The following is an 18,822-nucleotide window of genomic DNA, read 5'->3' on the forward strand; positions in this document are numbered from 1 at the left end:
TCAACTTGCCTTTCCAATAGATCCCATGTCGTTAATCTGAGTTTCCAAATCTGGAAACACACCAGATGAATTTCGACCAAAATGCAGCGTTTTATTGAGCCACCGTTCGATCTCGTCCGGCTTAAACCAAGACAATACGATCGTCACTATTGCGACCACGAGCAGAATAAAGATTGCGGCTGGCACGGCAACGCAGAACATCAGCATGCCGGCGGCAGCTATTGACGCTCCGCCCGCCGCCACCATCAGCCCCCCATAGGTAAGGTTGAGACTAGCGTCGTTCCAGCCTTCCGAGATTAATACGGATCCCGAGACCAACCCCGCTGCACCAGTCAGCCAGCGTCCTCCAGCAGCCAAAACCGCCGCGCGAGTTTCAGCCCGAAACATTAGGGGGCCCATCGCTTTTGCCAAATTTTGCGACAACCAAGGCAGTTTCCTGCCCAGCGCCCCGATCGTTTCGGCAGCACCACCCAGCAAGGCGGCCAAGCCAGCCCTCAGATTCCACAGCTTTAACTTTTGCGCCGTCGGCGCCGCCTTCTCATATTCGCTGATCAGACTCTTCAGACTAGCTGCGGCAAAGATCATCCCGACGACGCCAGTCCCGAACTCCAGATGGTTCAATTTTCCAACGCTCTGGTACATCAACCGGTCAAACTCGTGGGAACTCAATGCGCGGGTAATCGCCTCATTTCGTACCCCCCTGAACATCGGGTCGTTGATGTTCAATGCCTTCACCAAGCCCAATTCCTCCGTATCGGCCAATACCACCATATTGAAGGCGAACCCCTTGGCAGGGGTGCCGCCCCGGCGAAGCGCCTCGCGCGCAGGGCTACGCGCTCCTTCCGGCGGCCAGATGCCCGCCTTCGCAGCAACCGCCGCCGCGACCGCTCGGGTAGCCGCCTTGGGCGTAGCGTAGGCGCGCAGGTCCACGACCTGCAAATTCGGACTGTCCGCCTTCACCAAGGCCGACAGCAGGCTCATCTGCATCTTGTGGGACAACAGCATCGTACTCTTGGCCCCCAGAAGGTCGGCCGCCTTGCCCACCAATCCGGCCACTGGCGCCGCCATCTTTTCCATGAATTTGGCCAAGCCCGCAAACGCCCCCACCAGCTTTCCGCTGGCCCCGTTCTCGAGGGCCTTGCTGAACGCGGTGTACAGCGTGCTGGATACGCCAAGCCAATCCGGCGCGCTGCCATCCATCTTCGCGGCCGCGTTCTTCCATTGCGCCACCGCCTCATCCAGGTTCCAGGCGAAGGCCCGCATGATGATGGACTTCTCGTCCGCAGGGTCGTCGTTCATCAGGCACTTGGTCACGTAGTCGAATACCTGCGTGCGCGCCAGTGATTCCCCCAGGATTGCAGCCACCGCCTCCTGGTATTGGATCCCGTCGCCCGCGTTCTTGGGATCGAAATTGCAGATCATGTGCTGCTTGAATTCTGACGCCTCCAGCCATGCCACGTAAGCCACGTCCAGCGGCCTGATGGCCTGCTTCCCGATTACCTCCAGTTCCTGGGGATAGGTCGTGGAAAGATACTGCTCATACTCGCACTTGCCGCCGCTTGCGCGCTTCAATTGCTTTTCGTATTTTTCCCAGGCCTCGCTCCCTAGCCGCAGCACTTCCGCCTCGTCCTCCACCTGGAACCAGGCGTCGTCCCACTCTTCCACTGGCCGGATGAACTGCTGAGTGTGCGCGCGGCCGAATAGGTTCTGTATGACCGAACTCTGGATCATCGCCCGTTCCTTGCGTGCGAACTCCTCGCTGAGCACCGCGCCATTTGCCACGGCCTCCCGCAATGCCGTGATGGAGACAGCCGTCGTGTGCTTTTCCTTGCGATCAGGCTCCTCCGCCCAGGTCAGCAATTGGCCCAGCACGAGCTGGTTCAGATCTGCCGCCATTCCGATCGGATCGTCCAGGGCCACCATGGCCGGCGCGACCCTCACCATGTCTTCGGGCGTGGTCTGCCCCGCCGCGGAACGCACCGCCACCCGCAACGCGTCCACCTGCGCCTTATTGAAACCCACCAGGCTCGTCAGGCTGTGTTCGAACGGCAGGTTCCCCGGATAGACGCTCACCGTCGCCATCGTGGGCGGCTCCGCGCCGATGCCCGGAACGGAATAACCGGCGGCCAGATGGAGGTCCGCAACTTGCTCCAGCCCCTGGTACAGCCCGCAAAGATGATTCTGTGCCTGGTTCGAGTTGTTCGCCCAGGCCGCCAGGTCGACCTGGCGCATGTGTCTGGCGCGAAACGTCGGCGACTTGTGCTTTTCCCAGGTCTCCGCAGTCCACGCCACCGCCGAATATGCCATCCAGAACTCGCCGAGCTGCTCCGGGAACTGGCCGTCCGGCACGATGATGAATCTGCCCGTCTGTTCCCGCTGCATGCGCGCGCAGGGCTCGGCGTTCGCCAGCATCGGCGGCGTGCCATGCATGTCGTAGGCGACCAGATGGGCATCGTCGCTCACCACATAGCCCGTCCATTCGTCGCGCTTGGCATGATAGGTGTACAGATACCCCGCGCGCAGCATCCGCAATGTGTAATGTGCCCGCTCCGCCGGCAATGGGATGTTCGCCGCCGAGAAGCCTTCCGGCAGTTCGGGCGCGGCCACGGCGGGGTTCACTTCGTCCGCGCGGGCCACGTTGTAGCGCACGGGCAATAGGGGAAGCCCCCGCTGGTCGCAGATGGGGCATTTCTTAGAGGGATCGCAGGCCACCGCCCTTCTCCTGGTCGCCTTCCGGCGCTCGCGCAGCGTCGGACTCGCCCGTCCGCTGCCATTGATTCAAGTCCAGCCCGGCGCAGGCGCCCACATAGCTCAGCCCGCCCGCGGCGGCCGCGCGCAGGCGGCTGCCCAGTTCGGGATGCTGATGGATGCCGTCGCCAAAGCGCAACGCCTGCTCCACGAACAACAGGCAATCCGGCTCGTATTCCAAGCCCCAGACCTCATAGGCCAACGCCAGGAGGCGCAGCACCTCCTGAGGCGGAATATCCCGTCCTGGCAACCGCCGCGCCAGCTGGGACAGCGCGCGGTTCATCACGCCGACCCGCGTAAGACCGGTCCACTGCGCGTCATCCAGGCGCAGCCAGGTCCGCCTGGCGGGACCGCTGCGTTCGTGGCGATGCCATTTACCCGGCGGGGCCTGCCACGACCAGGCATCGATCGGCCCCATCAGGTCGTTCAATTGCCCGTCGTCCAGCAACCAGGGCAAATGGCGGAACACGGACGGGTCGTACCAGCGAAACAACGCTTGGCCGCCGTCCGGGCTGTTCATCAGCAACTGCGCGCTCAGGTGCTTCGCGATGCGCTCCCCTTCTGCCGGGGACGCCAGCAATGCGCTGAAGAAGACCCGGCCAGGGTTGGCCTCCTGCCAGTCCTGCGCAAGCGCCAGCGCGTCGACCCGCTCCCGAGGCTCCATCGATCGCAGATTCAGCAGACATGGCAGCAAATGCGGCTTGTCGCTCAATGCCTTGGGCACGACGGGCAATACTTGCCAATGCGCATAAGCCGATGCTTCGACCTGCACGGGGTTGATCAACGCATAATCGTGGGAAAGAAAGAACCGATGATCCATTGCACGCGGGCCTCAACCTACGGGAACAATGGCGTCGCCATCGGCGTTGCTCATCTTGAAGTCGCACAGTTTCAGGTCGCCCTTGGGCAGCGGCGCAACGGTGTCGGCCATTTCTGGCCCTACCCAACTGTGCAAGCCGGCCTTCAATTCCACCTTACCCGGCGCGTGCAACTGGATGCCGCCGCCCTCAACCCGTAAGTAGGCCCCGCCCGCCGTAGCCAGCAGGCGTTGCTTGGCCTCGACCAGCACGCTGGCGTCGGCCGAGGCCACGGTCACGGCCTTCTCGGCCGAAAGCGTCATCTTGGCGTCCTGGCTGTGCAGCCGCAGCTTGCCGCCTGCCGCGTGCAGGCGCAGGCCCTGGTCCTTGACCGCTCGGCTGCCCGACGGGGCCAGCCCGAGCGTGAACAGCACCGCGCCGCCGGCCACGCCGAGCGCGACGTTGGCGCTGCTGGCCCAGTTCACATCCGGCGCCACCTGCGCGAACGTGTTGCCCGCCATTAAGAACGCATCCGCGGCCGTGTACTGGCCGATCCCGCTGGGCGCGCTGACCTGGATATGGGGCTCGCTATACGCCGTCACCGCCACTCGGACCCCGCCCCCACCGGGTCCCTCCTGCGTCGCCTCCACCACGTCCAGGATATGCTTGAGCGCTTCCTGCGCCGGCAAGGCTTCGGGATCCCCCTCCAGCACGGCCTTTTGCTTGACTGCCGCGTCCGCCAGGTCCTGGGCGGACTCCATGGCGCTTTCGATCTGCTTGGCGGCCTCCGCGCTGTCCAGCAGCGCGCCGTCGGCGTTTTCGCGCAGATCGGCGCTGATCAGCAGCCCCGATCCCGCGCGCACCGCCACCGCTTCCTTGGTGGACAGTTCCGCGCCATGGCCCAGGTCGTCCAGCCGCTCGTTGTCGCGCTGCTGCTTGATGTGCCCCAGGTTCAAGCGCGCGTCCGCCTGCGTGGTGGACGCCGTCAGCCGGGACTGGCCCGGCGTGTCGTCCTGCACCAGCTGGTTGTAGCCGCCGGTGCCCGCGCCGCTGCTCGACAGCGCCTGCGTCTTGAAGCCGGACATCACGACGTTGTGCGCATGGCCTTCGTTGCCACCCGCGAACCACGCCGGCGCGTTGCCGGTCGCGTTGGCGCCTCCGGCCTGCACCTGGTTGTGCGAGGCGTCCTCGGCCCCTTCTCCGTTGTAGAGCGCGCCCACCACGACGGGCCGGTCGATATCGCCATGCAGGAACTCCACCAGCACCTCCTGCCCCACCCGCGGCACGAAATGGCCGCCCCAGTCGCCTCCTGCGACAGGCTCCGCCACGCGGACCCAGGTGCCCAGTTCGTCCTTGGCCGGCGCGTTCTCGTCGCCCGAGGGGTGCGCGAGGCGGCTGCTGGAGGCCTTGCCGCGCTGCCAGTGGAATTGCACCTTGATGCGATGGTCGCGATCCGTATGCACCGGATCCTCGGCCCCCACGACCAGCGCGGTCTGCGCGCCGAAGACGGTGGGACGCGGATGCAGCCGCGCGCCGTGGCCGTCTTGCGTCGCCGGGCGGAATTCGGTGTCGATGCCGATGCAGGTAAAGGTGTTCTTGTAGAAGTCCGCGTTGTCTTGCGTTTCGCTCACCGCGCGCCCCAGGTCGGCATCGAGGTTATTGCGGGCCTGGTGCGTCATCGCGATCACGACATACGCGGACGGCCCGCCCTGCCGATAGTGGCCGGTCAGCTCGAAACGCTGCCCCGGCGCCAGCGTGCGCACGGTGCCCGCCCCTTCGTAGCTCTCCTGGCGCACGCGGATGGCGGCCAGGGCATTATGCGCCAGCCGTTCGCCCTGCGCGCTGTCCTCGTACGCGTACTGTCCGGGGTAATCGTTGCTCGCCAACTCCATGCCTTGCGCCCCGCCCGCATCGGCCTGCGCGGCGACCGGCCGCGCCTGGGCGCTGCGATAGTCCCAGCTGGCCATGCGCACGGCATTGGTCTGCCAGCGCTTGCGCTGGCTCCATTGCTGGATGCTGTCTTCGGTTTCCGTTACGTCCGCCCGCGCAAAACGCACGCTGGCCTGCGCGCCCGGCTTGAACGCGCCGTTGTGGTCGGCGATGACCAGCGTGTGGCCGTCCGCCTCGTGCTCGACCCAGTAGAACAGGCCCTCTTCCGCGAGCAGGCGTTCGACGAAGGCGTAATCGGTTTCGCGGTACTGGATGGTCAGGCTGCGCTTGGGGTAGCCCGACCTGTCCTTCACGTCCCAGCGCCACTGCGGCGCAAGCGTCCCCTGGCCCTTGTAGTCGCCGAAGATGCTTTCGACGATGTCGAACACCGTCTTGTCCTGGTAGGCGAAGCTGTCGCGCCGGGCGCGCAGAAACGCCAGCCAGGGCTCCACCGTCAGGGCGTAGCGCGCCATGCCGCCGTTGGCGCCGCGGAACTCCGCCGCCGTCACATGGCCGTGCCAGAGGCGCGGCTGCTCGCGGTCCAGCGCCGTCTGCAGGCGCAGCGCCACCGGCTGCCCCAACAGCGACTTCAACGGAATGTGGGCATCGCTGGACAGCGCCGTGATTTCCAGCCGGCACGCGCCCCCGCTCAATTGTTCGTGCGCAGCCAGCGTCTCCGCCACGAGGCGGTTCTCGCCCAGCGGCGTGGTCAGGTTCAGCAGGCGGTTGGCCTGCTCGACGCCTGCGGTCGGCAGGCTGGAAAGTCCGGGAGAATCCTGGGGCATGGCAACGGCTCCCGGCTCAGGTCAGGCGGTAACGGAAATCGCCATTCTTGGCGGCCGTGACGCGGATCCGGGCGATCGCCTCGCCCTGCGCCATCCGGCTGAGCACCTGCTCGGCGATCTGCGGCAGCAGCGTTCCGTTCAGGATGTGATCGACGTTGCGCGCCCCGGTATCCACCTCGGTGCAGCGCGCCAGCACGGCCTCGACCAGCGCTTCGTCCCAGTCGAACACCGCGCGGTGGTTGGCCTGCACCCGTTCGGCAATGCGGCCCAGCTTCAGGCCGATGATGCGCGCCAGGGCGTCGTCGTCCACCGGGTAGTAGGGGATGGTCTTCATGCGGCCCAGGAAGGCGGGCTTGAAGGCCTTGTACAGCTGCGGCGCGAGCAGCTCCTGCAAGGCCTCGGGGTCGGGCCGTTCCTCGGCGCTCTTGTTCAGGCAGGCCTGCATGATGGCCGGCGACCCGACATTGGAGGTCAGGATGATCAGCGTATTGCGGAAGTCGATCTCGCGCCCTTCGGCATCGTCCATCACGCCCTTGTCGAACACCTGGAAGAACAGTTCAAGCACGTCCGGATGGGCTTTTTCGATTTCGTCCAGCAACACAACGCTGTAGGGCTGGCGGCGCACCGCCTCGGTCAGCACACCGCCTTCGCCGTAGCCCACATAGCCCGGCGGCGAGCCCTTCAGGCCCGATACGCTGTGGGCTTCCTGATATTCGCTCATGTTGATGGTGACCAGCTTGCGCTCGCCGCCGTACAGCACGTCCGCCACGGCCAGCGCGGTCTCGGTCTTGCCCACGCCCGAGGGGCCGATGAACAGGAACACGCCCTTGGGCTTGTTCGGATCCTCCAGGCCCGCGCGCGCCGTGCGCACGCGCTCGGCGATGGCATGCAGCGCGTGGTCCTGGCCGATGACGCGCTCGGCCAGCAGGGGCTGCAGTTCCAGCACCGTGCGGATTTCGTCGTTGACCATGCGGCCCAGCGGAATGCCGGTCCAGGCGGACACGATCTCGGCGATGACCTGCGCGTCCACGAAGGCCGGCACCAGCGGCGCCTCGCCCTGCAAGGCGCGCAGCTGCTGCTGCAGTTCAGCCAGTTGAGCCTGCCCGGGCGTGGCGGCGGGCTCGGCCGCCTTGCCCGAGCGGCGCTTGCCGGTGGACTCGGGCGCAGCATCTGCGCCCGCGGCCTCCAGTTCCTCGCGCAGCGCGTGGATCTGCCGGACCAGTTCGCTTTCCTGCGCCAGCCGAGCTTCCGCATCCGTCAGCGCGGCGCGCGTGGCGTCCATTTCCTGGTCCAGTTCGCGCAGGCGCACGGACTGCGCCGCTCCCGCCGCCGCTTCGCGGCGCAGCGCGGCGCGCTCGGTTTCCAGGCGCGCCAGACGATGACGCGCATCGTCGATCAGCGCCGGTGTGGCGCTGCGGCCCAGGGCCACGCGCGCGCAGGCGGTATCGAGCACGCTGACGGCCTTGTCCGGCAGCTGGCGGCCGCTGATGTAGCGGTGCGACAGGCGCGCCGCCGCCACGATGGCCTCGTCCAGGACGCGCACGCCAAAATGCCGTTCCATCAGCGGCGCCATGCCGCGCAGCATGCTGGCGGCCAGTTCCTCGCTGGGCTCCTCCACCTTCACCACCTGGAAACGCCGCGCCAGCGCCGCGTCCTTCTCGAAGTACTTCTTGTATTCGCTCCAGGTGGTAGCGGCGATGGTGCGCAGTTCGCCGCGCGCCAGCGCCGGCTTGAGCAGATTGGCCGCGTCGTTCTGGCCCGCCTGTCCGCCCGCGCCGATCATGGTGTGGGCCTCATCGATGAACAGGATGATGGGCGTGGAGCTTTGCTTGACCTCGTCGATGACGTTCTTCAGGCGGTTCTCGAATTCCCCCTTGACGCTCGCGCCGGCCTGCAACAGGCCCATGTCCAGCGTGCGCAGGGCCACGCCGGCAAGCGCCGGCGGCACGTCGCCCGCCACGATGCGCAGCGCCAGCCCCTCGACGACCGCCGTCTTGCCCACGCCCGCCTCGCCGGTCAGGATGGGATTGTTCTGCCGCCGGCGCGTGAGGATGTCGATCATCTGGCGGATCTCGGCGTCGCGGCCGATGACCGGGTCGATCTTGCCTTCGCGGGCCCTTTCCGTGAGGTTGGCCGTGTACTGGTCCAGCGCCGGCGTCTTGGACAGGCCGGAGGCCGGCGCGGCGCCGCTTTGCTCGGCGGCGCCCTCGGCGCCGTCGCCCAGGGAAACGGATTGGCCGGCCTCCTCCGATCCCGCCGTCAGCGCGGCGAAATCGTGCTTCAGCTCCTCCAGCCGGAACGATTCGAACAGATGCGAGCCGCGCCGCGCCAGCTGCGCCAGGTCGGGCTCCGTCAACAGCGCAAGCAGCAAATGGCCCGAGCGGATACGCGTGGTCTGCGTGTCGAGCGAGGCGATCAGCCAGGCATGCTCGAACAGGCGCGGCAAATGCGGCGAAAACACCGGCGTGCGCGTATTGCCATTCTTGAATCCCCGGATTTCCGCGTTCAGGTCGGCTTCCAGCGTGGACGCGTCGATTCCGCTGCGGCGGGCCACGATGCTGAAATCGCTGGCGGGCTTTTCCAGCAGGGCAAGGAACAGATGCTCCAGGTCCACCTCGTAGTGTCCTTGCGCCATGCACAGGCTGGCGGCGCGCTCGGCGGCCTGGCGGCAGGTCTGGTTCAGTTTCCCGATCAGGGTTTTCAAGGGTGTGGCCATGTTCTAGGTGGTTTTGTTTCTAGTGAATGGTGTGCAGTTCATAGCTGGCGTCGTCGCGATCCGACGCCACCGGTTCGGTGCAGAGGAAAGAGTTCCAGCCCAGGCGCGCGCCCTCGCCATCCCCGCCCAGGACGCTGCCGGAGACGTCGGCCTTGTCCATGACCAGCCGCACCTCGTACTCGAAGCTCATCCCGCCGAACATCGTCAGCAGCTTTGCCAGCGCCTGGGCGCGGGCCCCCCCAGGCAGGAAGTCGGTGAACGCGGCCTTGGACAGCGGGCCGATCCACAACCGGATGCGCATGTCGCGCTGCCAGATGCGGTCCCCGGCCATGGCGGAAACACCCAGCACCGCGCCCGGCATGCCGAGCTGGGTGCGGTGTTCGGGCGGCACGTGGTACCAGCGGCCGACGAACTGCTCGACCCGCATATCCACCTGGAAGTAGTCGCACAGCACCCGCTGCAGATAGGCCGCCGACACCGGTCGCTGGCGCGCCGCGGAGGCGTAATGGGCGAGCGACTCGTCGAACACCTGCCCCTGGCCCGAATGCAGCCGGTCGCGCAGGGCCGCGTGGCCCAGTCCGCCCAGCGCCAGCAGGAGCGGCAGGTAGTGATGGTCCTGCTCGGTTTCGTGGCGCAGCGGCATGCGGTATTTTTTCCATGCCGCATAGAACAGCGCCGCCGCGCGGTTCGAGAAAATATCGAAAAATGCGCGCGCGCCGCGATCGCGCTTGGCGCTTTCGCGGTGGCTCAGTATCTCGGAATAATGCAGCGGCAAGGCGCCCTGCGCGCCCAGCAGGCCAAAGAAGGCCGGCTCGATCTCGACCCGTCCCAGCTTGCCGGAGGCCAGCGCGGCCAGCCGCGATTGCGCATCGTCCAGCGCCTGCCCGTCCTTGTCGTACGCCGTCAGCCCGGCGATCTCGCTGGCGGGAAAGCCCAGCGAGGACGAATTCAGGAAGCGCAGGTGCGCCGGCACGGCATTCTTGGCGCGCGTGCCTTCCTGCCGCGCAAACCACAGCTCCAGCACCCGCACGGCCTGGAAGAACTTGAAGCGCTGCGGCTCGGCCAGCAGCGATTCGATTACGCTAGGATCGCGTCGCCGTTGCATGGAGGGCACCGTAGTATTTCTTCCGCGCCGCGGCGCGACAGCACCACCAACTGCACGAAGCTGTTGGCATGCACGTAAAGGCTGAAAAAGCGGTTGATGACCGCCACGAAGGCATGCAGGCTGGTGCCGACGAAGTTGTCTTCATTGATCGTCAGCCGGATTTCGATGCCGCGCACGAAGGTGGCGAACGGCTCGCCCGGCATCCAGTGCGTGGCAGGCTTGTAGTCCAGCCCCACCAGCCCTTCTATCTGGCGCGCCGCCACCGCGGCGTGCGACAGGTCATACAGGCGCAGCGTTTCCTTCAGGGCGGGCAGGCCGCTTTGCACCAGGGACAGATGGTTCAGCGCCAGATGCGAAATCAGGCGCCAATGCGCCGCGCGGCCCTGCTGGAAGCGGTGCGTATGCGTCGGGCGCCGCAGCATGCGGATTTCGCGCGCAACCGATCCGCCCTCCAGGAACAGGTCCCCGCCGGGCTGGCCCACGGCCAGGTGCGAGGGGAGATCCCGGTTGGTGCAGGTCAATTCCAGGCTCAGCGTCTCGGTCTGCGGCACCGAAGGATCGAAGTCGATGTCGACGATGGACATTTCCATCTCGTAGCCCGGGCTGCGCTCGGCCACCATGGAATCCCGCCGCGCCGTCCAGTAGTGGCTGGCTCCCTCCGGCGTCTCGCCGTGATGCAGGGAATAGAAGGGGCGGAATTCGACGATGGAGTCGCCCTGGGCGTTCTGGCGCACCTGGCGCACGCGGTCGATGGAATAGACCTCGTAGCCGTAGGCGCGCCGCGCGTCGGCCACCACCGGGTAGGAAGCCGCGGCGTGCGTGACGCGGATCGGGTCGGCGCGCTGGGGAAACAGGTTCACCACCGGCGTGCAGCCCAGCCGGAAGTTGTCCGCGGACGCGGACTCCAGCAGCCGCGCCGTATTGGAGTCGGCGCGCAGCCCCCTCACCGGCAGGTGCAGGGTGAATTCGCGGACCGGCCCTACCGCGCGCCGCAGCGCCGCCAGGTCGATGTCCACGAAATTGAATTTCTCGGAAAAGACGAAGTACTCCGCCAGCAGGCGGTAGGCCGGGTGCGAACTGGCGGGAAAATCGATCAGGGCGTCCTCGTCGTCCAGGCCCGCTTGCGCCAGCGGCACCTCCGGCAGCCGATGCCAGCGGCCGGGCTGCGTCTCGACATAGGCCGCGGCGGTGCGCAGGAACACGCAGTCGCGCAGCGCCGCGACGAACGACGGCTCGCCATGCAGATAGACGCGCAGCTTGTCCACGGCCAGCGTGGAGAAATTCTGCGTTTCGGCCAGGCAGGCCAGGGTCAGCGACAGGCGGCCCGTCACGCCCGGCGGCAGGGAAGTGGAGGACGGCGCGTTGGCGGTCGAGGCAAAGCCCGCCTGGCGGATCGCCACGGGCGCCAGCGTGACCTCGTAGGCCGTGCGGAAACGGCACGCCACGCCGCGCACGGCATGCGATTTCAGCTCCGTGCCGCGCGGCAGGCGCACCGGCGCGGTCAGCTGGGCGGCCACGCCGCCCATGTCGAACTGCGCCACCGAGCACGAGGGGAACGGGCGCAGGTAGTGCGGGTACATCACCTCGAACAGCGCTTCCGTGAATTCCGGGTAGTCGTCGTCGAGCTTCTTGTTGATGCGCGCGCCCAGCAGGGCGAACGACTCGATCATCCGCTCCACGTGCGGATCTTCGCAGGTCTCGCCCGACAGACCGAGCCGCGCGGCGATCTTGGGATAGCGCTGCGCGAAATCGCGCGACGAACTGCGCAGGAACCCCAGTTCGCGTTCGTAATAAGGCAGCAGTTCTTCCATCTTTCCCTTCTCCGCCGGCGGCATGGCGCCGGCGCCCGCGTTTGTTGTTCGTTCAGGCGGCGGCTGCGGTCTTGGCCCAGCCCTTGCTCACCGAGTACTGCAAAGTAGATGGCTGCAACGTTGCATCGAATGTCACCGGTTCATGCGCCGGACCCACGTCCAGCATCGCGGTGATCGCGAAATACAGCACCGACGTGGCACGGCTGTCCACTTGCAGCATGACCCGCACGTGCGTCAGCCGCGGCTCATGGCGCGCGATCGCCTGTTCCAGCGACCGGCAGATGAATTCGCGGTCGTAGTGGCTGGCCAGGCTCAGGCCGGAAAAATCCGACAACCCGTAGGTGAGGATGGACCGCTGGCAATTCGGATATCGCTTGAGCGATTCCTCGGTGAAGACCATGCGCGTATTGAGCAGGGCCTCGATGTCGCGAGCAACGGTTTCCTTGATTTCCTCTACCGACAGACGCCGCAGGGCGTGCGGTGTTTTCCCGTCGCCGTCGAACAGTTTGTCGAACAGGCTGGGTTCGAATCCTTTCATCACGGACCTCATTCAGGAAAGGCGGCGGCCCGGATCGAGCCGCGGCCTTTACCCTCTACGCGGTCACGTTCAGACCGAATACGTCTTGTCGTTCTTGGTGAGGCTCCATGCGCCCTGGGCGTTGCCGCCCTGATTGCCGCCCACCTTCTGCTGCGTGTACTTCCACTGGACCGCGGCGTACTTCAGCGAGAACGATTCGTGCGGCAGGCCTTCGCTGACGACTTCGGGGGCCACGCGCGAAATGATCACGTACTTGAGCTTGATTTCCAGGTACTTGACGCGGTTGCCCTCGCCGTCGGCGCGCAGGAAATCGATGGTGACTTCGTCGAACGTCGTGCCGCCGGAGGCGTGCTGATACAGCAGCGGGCTGACCACGTCCAGGTCCTTGGTGAAGACCATCTCGCCATGCTCGGTGCGTTCGGCGGTATGGCCGCCGGAGGTCGAGGCGGTAGCCGAGCGCGGCTGGATGATTTCATGGCGCCACGAACCGACTTCGATCCAGTCAGGGTGATCCTTGTCCTGGGACTCGCCCTTGAGCGCAGGATTGCCGAATTTGACGTAGATGTCCTTCATTAATAGCCTCTCCAGTAAAAAAAGCGTCGAATCTAACGGTCTTTACGACTTCTGGGCCTGCGCGGGAAGCTCCGCGACCAGACGCAGGGAAATCGAAAGCTCGTCGAGCTGAAAGTGAGGCCGCAAAAACGCCACGGCCCTGAACACCCCGGGACGGCCCGGTACTTCGGCGACTTGCACCGATGCCTCCCGCAAGGGGAACTGCGCCTTCTGCTCCTGGCTCGCGTTGTCGTCCAGCAGCACGTACTGCGAGACCCAGCGGTTCAGGAAGCTCTCGACGGATTGCGCGGAGGCAAAGCTGCCGATCTTGTCCCGCATCATGGCCTTCAGGTAATGGGCCACGCGCGACACCGAAAAAATGTATTGCAGCTGCGCCGACAGCACAGCGTTCGCGTTGGCGCTGTCGGTGTTGTATTTCTTGGCCTTCTGCACGGACTGCGCGCCGAAGAAGGCGGCGTAGTCGGAGTTCTTGCAGTGCACCAGCGGAATCAGGCCAAGGTCGCTCAGTTCCTTCTCGCGGCGGTCGGTGATGGCAATTTCCGTGGGACACTTCAGCGCGATCTCGCCGTCGTCCGTCTTGAAGGTGTGCGTGGGCAGGTTCTCCACCAGGCCGCCGCCCTCCACGCCGCGGATCGCCGCGCACCAGCCGAAATCGGCGAACGCGGCCGTCAAGCGCGCGCCGAAGGCCCAGGCGGCGTTGCACCACAGATACTTCGCGTGATCGGTGCCGTCCACTTCCTCGACGAAGTTGAAGCCCTCCACCGAGGTGCCCTCCTTCGGGTCATAGGGCAGGCGCCCCAGGAAGCGCGGCATGGTCAGGCCCACGTAGCGCGAATCCTCGGAATCGCGGAAGCTGCGCCACTTGGTGTATTCGACGGTATCGAAGACCTTCGCCAGATCGCGCGGGCGGCCCAGGTCGGCAAAACTGTCCAGTCCGAGCAGCTCGGGCGAGGCCGAGGCGATGAAGGGCGCGTGCGAGGCCGCGGCCACGTGCGACATCTGCTCGATGAAGTACATGTCCTCGGGCTGGCGCGTAATCTCGAAATTGCCCAGCAGCGCGCCGAAGGGCGAACCGCCGAAGGTGCCGAACTCTTCCTCGTAGACCTTCTTGAACATCAGGCTCTGGTCGAAGTCGATGGCGGTCTGGAAGTCGCGCACCAGGTCGCGCTTGGTGACGTTGAGCACCTTGATCTTCAGCATCGGGCCGGTATTGCTTTCCTGGCACAGGTAGTGCAGGCCGCGCCAGGTGCTTTCGAGCTTCTGGAATTCGGCGCCATGCATGACCTCGCTCAACTGGGCGGAGATCAGGCGGTCCAATTCGGCCACGCGGGCGTCCAGCATGGCGGACAGGTTGTCCGACACCACGACGGTGCCCTTCATGACTTCACGCGCCAGTTCTCCGATCAGATCCTTGGCGCGGTCATGCTCGGCGGTGGACTTGGCCACCCGGCTCTGCTCGACGATCTGGTCCAGCAGGCCCGAATCGGTCTCGGCGGCCGGGGCGGAAACGTTCTGCGCGGCGGCGGAATTACTCATTGCTGCCTCCCTTGCCATTCTTGCCGGCTTCGCTGGTCAGTTGCTGCAGTTTTTCCGTGCTGCTGAGCACTTCGCCCAGCAGGTCTTCGAGCTTGTCGTTGCCCGCCAGCTTGTTGCGCAGGTCGGCGAGCTTGGTGCGGATATCCAGCAGTTCTTTCAGCGGTTCGATCTGCTGCACCACGGCTTCGGGCCGGAAGTCTTCCACCGAGCGGAACTTCAGGTCCACGCCAAAGGTGCCGCCTTCGTCGGTCAGGCGGTTCTTCACGCGATAGGCGGCGCGGGGTTCCAGGCCACGCATCACGTCATCGAAATTGTCCACGTCAATATTGACGAACTTGCGGTCCTTCAGGCGGGGAAGCTCGGCTTCCGACTGCGCGCTGAAATCGCCCACCACGCCCACGACGAAGGGAAGCTCTTTCTGTTCGATCGCATCGCCCTTCTCGACGTCATAGGTCAGCTGGACGCGCGGCGGACGTACCTTCTGGAGTCTTTTCTGAACGCTTTCTTTCTTAGCCATGGGGGCTCCAAGCGAAGTGCATAGTGACGGGCTGGCAGCCCGGTCAGGGTTTGAGGAGATTGCCGAAGGGATCCGGCGCGCGGCCGGCGGGAGCGGCGGCGGATCCTGGCGGGGGGGCGGCCGGCGAACCTGCGGCGGGCGCAGCGGCGGCAGGCCTGGCCGCCTGCGCGCCGGCTGGCGTTGCGGCGGCGGCAGGCGCGGCGGCAGGCGTTGCGGCGGCCGGCGTTACCGCGGCCGGCGCCGTGCCCTGCGTATCGTTACGGCGCGGCGGGCGCGGACGCGGCGGCTTGCGGCCTTCCGGGAACAGCACGTCCTGGCCCAGGGTTTCACGCATGGCGGCCGCCAGCGCCACCGCGTCGGTGCGGGCATTGCCGGCGAGCAGCGCGTCGGCGCGCAGGTCGGCCAGCGACTGCATCGCCACGCGCAGGCCGCCTACCGCGCGCACGGTCTTGGCCGTGAAGTCCTCGGGATCGCGGTTCAGGGCCTCGTCGGCCGCAACGATAGCCTCGCCGTACTTCTGTTCGTCGAAGCGGATCTTGGCGATGTAGGACCACGGCCCGCCGCGGGACGGATTGAGCTGCGCGATCTCTTCGAATTCGGCCACGGCCTGGTCGTTGCCTTTCGTTGCCAGCGTCTCGGTGGCGTGAGTCATCGATTGCTTGTATTCGGCATCCGTGGGCGGCTTGGACGATGTTGCGCAGCCCGCGAGGACGGCCAGCATTCCGCTTATGAGGAGAACCCGGGAAATGTGCATTTTTTGGCTTGTAGGTGGGTGTAACCAAGGCCGCGTATTTCAACAACCTTTTGTTAGCACAGCACTACAGTGCATTACTTCATGTAACTCACCTCGAAATTTCGCCCATCGTGCAGCGATCTATATGTTGTCGCAGCCTTCCGGTATAAAGAGCCATGTCAAAACATCTCTATTTTTCTCGGCGCATGGCAGCGATCGCCCTGATCGCGGCAACCCCCGTCATCAGTGGCTGTGCAGCGGTTTCGGCGATCGGAGCAGTGGCAGGAATGACTGGCGGCGTAATGGATATGGCGGGCCTGAAAAAGGACCCGAATGCGCCTGTCGATGTGAAATTGGCGATACACGCCGGAGAAAATCTGAACGCGAGCAGCGGCCAGCCCATGGCTGTCGTTACGAAAATATACTATTTGAAGAACGCCGAGGCATTTCAGCGCGCGCCGCTCACGCAATTAGTTGATACTGACGGCGAAAAGTCGGCGCTGGGCGACAGCATCATCGCCTCGCGCGAGGTCACCCTGACACCGGGGCAGCGTTACGAAAACCTGGAAAAGGTGCCGAAGAACGCCGCCTATATCGCCGTTGCGGGTCTGTTTTACGCACCCGCGCCACAGCGCTGGAAGTACGTGTTCGAAGTGGAAACCGCGGAAGACACCGGCATCGTCATGGGCGCCCATGCCTGCGCGATGACGGTCGTTACCGGCAAGATCACCTTGCCGCCGGGCGTGCCCAGCTTCGACCCGGCCCGGCTGGGATCGGTGCAGTGTCCAGGCTGAACGCGCGATCCGCGCCGCCCCGCCGTCATGAACCGCCGTCTCTCTACTATGAACAAGAGCCAGAAAACGTGAGCCATTCAGCGAAGATCCTATGGGGAGAGGGGCTATTCCTGCGGCCCCAGCACTTTCAACGCCAAGACGCCTACCACGAAGCCCGCCTCGCCGAAATGAGCCGCGCGCTGCACCCCTATTCCTGGGGGCTGCGCGCCGCCCGCTTCGACGCCGCCGCGCTGGCCAACGGCATGCTGCGCGCCACCGAGCTGTCGGCGATCTTCCCCGACGGGGAAATCTACAACGCGCCCCACAACGACGACCTGCCGCCCGCCGTGGCGCTGGACGGGCTGGACGGCGCGAGCGAAGCGGTCTTTTACCTGGCGCTGCACCCCATGAAGGACATTGGCGGCAACTACCGCGATGCCCAGCAAGGCCAGGGCTTCGATGCCCGCTACGCGCACCAGGACAGCCCCGCCCCCGACCTCTACACCAACGCCAGCACAGCCGACCTCGCCTTCCTGCGCAAGAACGTGCGCCTGCTGTCCGAGCACGAGCCGCGCGACGCGCTCCTGACGATACCCGTCGCGCGCGTACGCCGCACGTCCAGCGCCGGCTACGAGCTGGATACCAGCTTCATCGCGCCCAGCCTCACGGTGCAGGCCTGCGGCGCGCTCTTCGAGCAGCTGCGCCGCCTGCTGGACGCGCTGCAGGCCAAGGTCAATGCGCTGTACGGCTTTCACCGCGAGCCCAACAAGAACATCATCGAGTTCCGCTCGGGCGACGTGGCCTCCTTCTGGCTGCTGCATACCGCCAACGAAGCCTATTCGGCGCTCTCGCACCTGTTCCACAACCCGCAGCTCCACCCGGAGCGCCTGTTCCAGGAAATGCTGCGCCTGGCCGGCGCGCTGATGACCTTCTCCAAGGTGCACACGCTGGCGGACCTGCCCGTCTACCGACACGAGCAGCCCGGCGCGGCCTTCGCGCAGCTGGACGGCATCCTGCGAGACCTGCTCGACACCGTCATCTCCACCCGCTACTTCTCCATCGTGCTGGAAGAGCTGCGTCCGTCGTTCCACGTCGGCCGCCTGGACTCCGACAAGCTGGACGAGACCACTGCGCTCTACCTGTCGGTATCGGCCGCCACGCCGGCCAGCGAACTGGCCGAGACCGTGCCGCTGCGCTTCAAGGTCGGCGCGCCCGACGACGTGGAAAAGCTGGTCCTGTCGGCCATGCCGGGCGTGCAGCTGGTGTACACGCCGCAAGTGCCGCCGGCCGTACCCGTCAAGCCGGGCGCCTGCTATTTCACCCTGCAGACGCGCGGCTCGCTCTACGACCGCATGCTGCAAGCCCGCAGCATCGCCATCTACGCGCCTTCCGGCATTCCGGAACTGAAGCTGGACCTGATCGCCGTCACCCGCTAACCGACGCCAACCGAAAGAGCCCGCCATGACTGCCGACGCGCCCTCTTTGATGCCCGGAGCCTCGCTCCCTCCCCGAGCCGCCGAGTTCTACGGCTCGCGCCCCGCGAAGTCGCTGCTGGACCTGCTGTACGACGGCTTCCTGATGCTGTTCCTGCTCAAGAGCGGCCAGGAGCCCGCCAGCGCCGCGTCATTTTCGGCGCGCGTACAGCAGTTCCTGGCGGACTTCGAACGCAGCGCCAAGAGAATGGACATCCCGGCCGAGGACGTCTACGCGACCAAATACGCCTTCTGCGCGGCAGTGGACGAAACCGTGCTGAACTCGGGCTTCTCCATCCGGGATGCATGGATGCTGCAGCCGCTGCAACTGACCCTGTTCGGAGAACAGCTGGCCGGCGAGAACTTCTTCGCCCGCCTCGAAGACCTGCGCGCCCAGGGCGCGCCGCGGCTCCAGTCGCTGGAAGTGTTCTACATGTGCCTGCTGCTGGGCTTCCAGGGCAAATACATGATCGAGGGCCAGGAGAAGCTCGGCTACCTGACGGCGCGCCTGGGCGACGAGATCGCGCTGCTGCGCGGCAAGCGCGCGGGCTTCGCGCCGCACTGGCCGCTGCCCGACAAGATCGCCCATACCCTGAAGCGCGACGTGCCGCTGTGGAGCATCGGCGCCATGTTCGCGCTGCTCGGCCTGCTGGCGTACCTGGGCATGAGCCATTTCCTGAACGCCGACATGCAAACCGCCATGGCGCCCTATCACGACATCGTCAAGCTGGGCCCGCGCGCCGCCCACCTGACCATCTCGCTTCCCTGAAGGCCCACTCACACCGCCAC

14 protein-coding genes are annotated in these 18,822 nt (G+C 65.8%); 3 read left to right on the top strand and 11 right to left on the bottom strand.

Annotated features, from left to right (window positions below; all coding sequences use genetic code 11):
• The 11 genes from ACN6PJ_RS04645 to ACN6PJ_RS04695 all read right to left on the bottom strand — a co-directional run bounded on the left by ACN6PJ_RS04645 (nt 1) and on the right by ACN6PJ_RS04695 (nt 15,776).
• Nucleotides 1-2,712, bottom strand: coding sequence for a T6SS effector BTH_I2691 family protein (locus ACN6PJ_RS04645; RefSeq protein ID WP_427994729.1), 2,712 nt, complete (start codon nt 2,710-2,712; stop codon nt 1-3).
• On the bottom strand, nt 2,693-3,568 hold the full coding sequence (locus ACN6PJ_RS04650) for a DUF4123 domain-containing protein (protein WP_427994730.1): 876 nt from the start codon (nt 3,566-3,568) through the stop codon (nt 2,693-2,695). Before ACN6PJ_RS04650 ends, ACN6PJ_RS04645 begins: the two co-directional genes overlap by 20 nt.
• 12 nt (nt 3,569-3,580) lie before the next feature.
• Complete coding sequence (locus tag ACN6PJ_RS04655) at nt 3,581-6,259, bottom strand: type VI secretion system Vgr family protein (protein ID WP_427994731.1); 2,679 nt, start codon at nt 6,257-6,259, stop codon at nt 3,581-3,583.
• Nucleotides 6,260-6,275: 16 nt separating this feature from the next.
• A complete protein-coding gene (gene tssH / locus ACN6PJ_RS04660) occupies nt 6,276-8,975 on the bottom strand; it encodes a type VI secretion system ATPase TssH (RefSeq protein WP_427994732.1) in 2,700 nt (899 codons plus the stop codon).
• Nucleotides 8,976-8,994: 19 nt separating this feature from the next.
• Nucleotides 8,995-10,089 (bottom strand): type VI secretion system baseplate subunit TssG, encoded by a 1,095-nt coding sequence (gene tssG, locus ACN6PJ_RS04665; RefSeq protein WP_427994733.1) that lies wholly within the window; start codon nt 10,087-10,089, stop codon nt 8,995-8,997.
• Nucleotides 10,053-11,891, bottom strand: coding sequence for a type VI secretion system baseplate subunit TssF (tssF, locus tag ACN6PJ_RS04670; RefSeq protein ID WP_427994734.1), 1,839 nt, complete (start codon nt 11,889-11,891; stop codon nt 10,053-10,055). The genes tssG and tssF overlap by 37 nt, the downstream gene beginning before the upstream one ends.
• A gap of 52 nt (nt 11,892-11,943) precedes the next feature.
• Nucleotides 11,944-12,429, bottom strand: coding sequence for a type VI secretion system baseplate subunit TssE (tssE, locus tag ACN6PJ_RS04675; RefSeq protein ID WP_043546372.1), 486 nt, complete (start codon nt 12,427-12,429; stop codon nt 11,944-11,946).
• A gap of 69 nt (nt 12,430-12,498) precedes the next feature.
• On the bottom strand, nt 12,499-13,002 hold the full coding sequence (locus ACN6PJ_RS04680; RefSeq protein ID WP_006395404.1) for an Hcp family type VI secretion system effector: 504 nt from the start codon (nt 13,000-13,002) through the stop codon (nt 12,499-12,501).
• A 42-nt stretch (nt 13,003-13,044) separates the two neighbouring features.
• Nucleotides 13,045-14,538: a type VI secretion system contractile sheath large subunit gene (gene tssC, locus ACN6PJ_RS04685; RefSeq protein ID WP_427994735.1), complete on the bottom strand. Its 1,494-nt coding sequence runs from the start codon at nt 14,536-14,538 to the stop codon at nt 13,045-13,047.
• Nucleotides 14,531-15,055, bottom strand: a complete 525-nt coding sequence (gene tssB, locus ACN6PJ_RS04690; protein ID WP_013396290.1) for a type VI secretion system contractile sheath small subunit — start codon at nt 15,053-15,055, stop codon at nt 14,531-14,533. The genes tssC and tssB overlap by 8 nt, the downstream gene beginning before the upstream one ends.
• A 43-nt stretch (nt 15,056-15,098) precedes the next feature.
• A complete protein-coding gene (locus ACN6PJ_RS04695) occupies nt 15,099-15,776 on the bottom strand; it encodes a hypothetical protein (RefSeq protein ID WP_427994736.1) in 678 nt (225 codons plus the stop codon).
• 188 nt (nt 15,777-15,964) lie between these two features.
• Here ACN6PJ_RS04695 and tssJ point away from each other — a divergent pair, with 188 nt between their 5' ends.
• The 3 genes from tssJ (at nt 15,965) to icmH (ending at nt 18,802) form a co-directional block, all read left to right on the top strand.
• Complete coding sequence (tssJ, locus tag ACN6PJ_RS04700; RefSeq protein ID WP_427994737.1) at nt 15,965-16,582, top strand: type VI secretion system lipoprotein TssJ; 618 nt, start codon at nt 15,965-15,967, stop codon at nt 16,580-16,582.
• A 68-nt stretch (nt 16,583-16,650) separates the two neighbouring features.
• Nucleotides 16,651-17,997: a type VI secretion system baseplate subunit TssK gene (gene tssK / locus ACN6PJ_RS04705; protein ID WP_427994738.1), complete on the top strand. Its 1,347-nt coding sequence runs from the start codon at nt 16,651-16,653 to the stop codon at nt 17,995-17,997.
• Between the two features lie 49 nt (nt 17,998-18,046).
• Nucleotides 18,047-18,802 carry a type IVB secretion system protein IcmH/DotU gene (gene icmH, locus ACN6PJ_RS04710; RefSeq protein WP_427994884.1) on the top strand — a complete coding sequence of 252 codons (756 nt, stop codon included), beginning with the start codon at nt 18,047-18,049 and terminating at the stop codon, nt 18,800-18,802.
• Nucleotides 18,803-18,822: the final 20 nt, after the last annotated feature.

It is taken from the genome of Achromobacter sp., from assembly GCF_050285585.1.
Classification (GTDB): domain Bacteria; phylum Pseudomonadota; class Gammaproteobacteria; order Burkholderiales; family Burkholderiaceae_B; genus Achromobacter.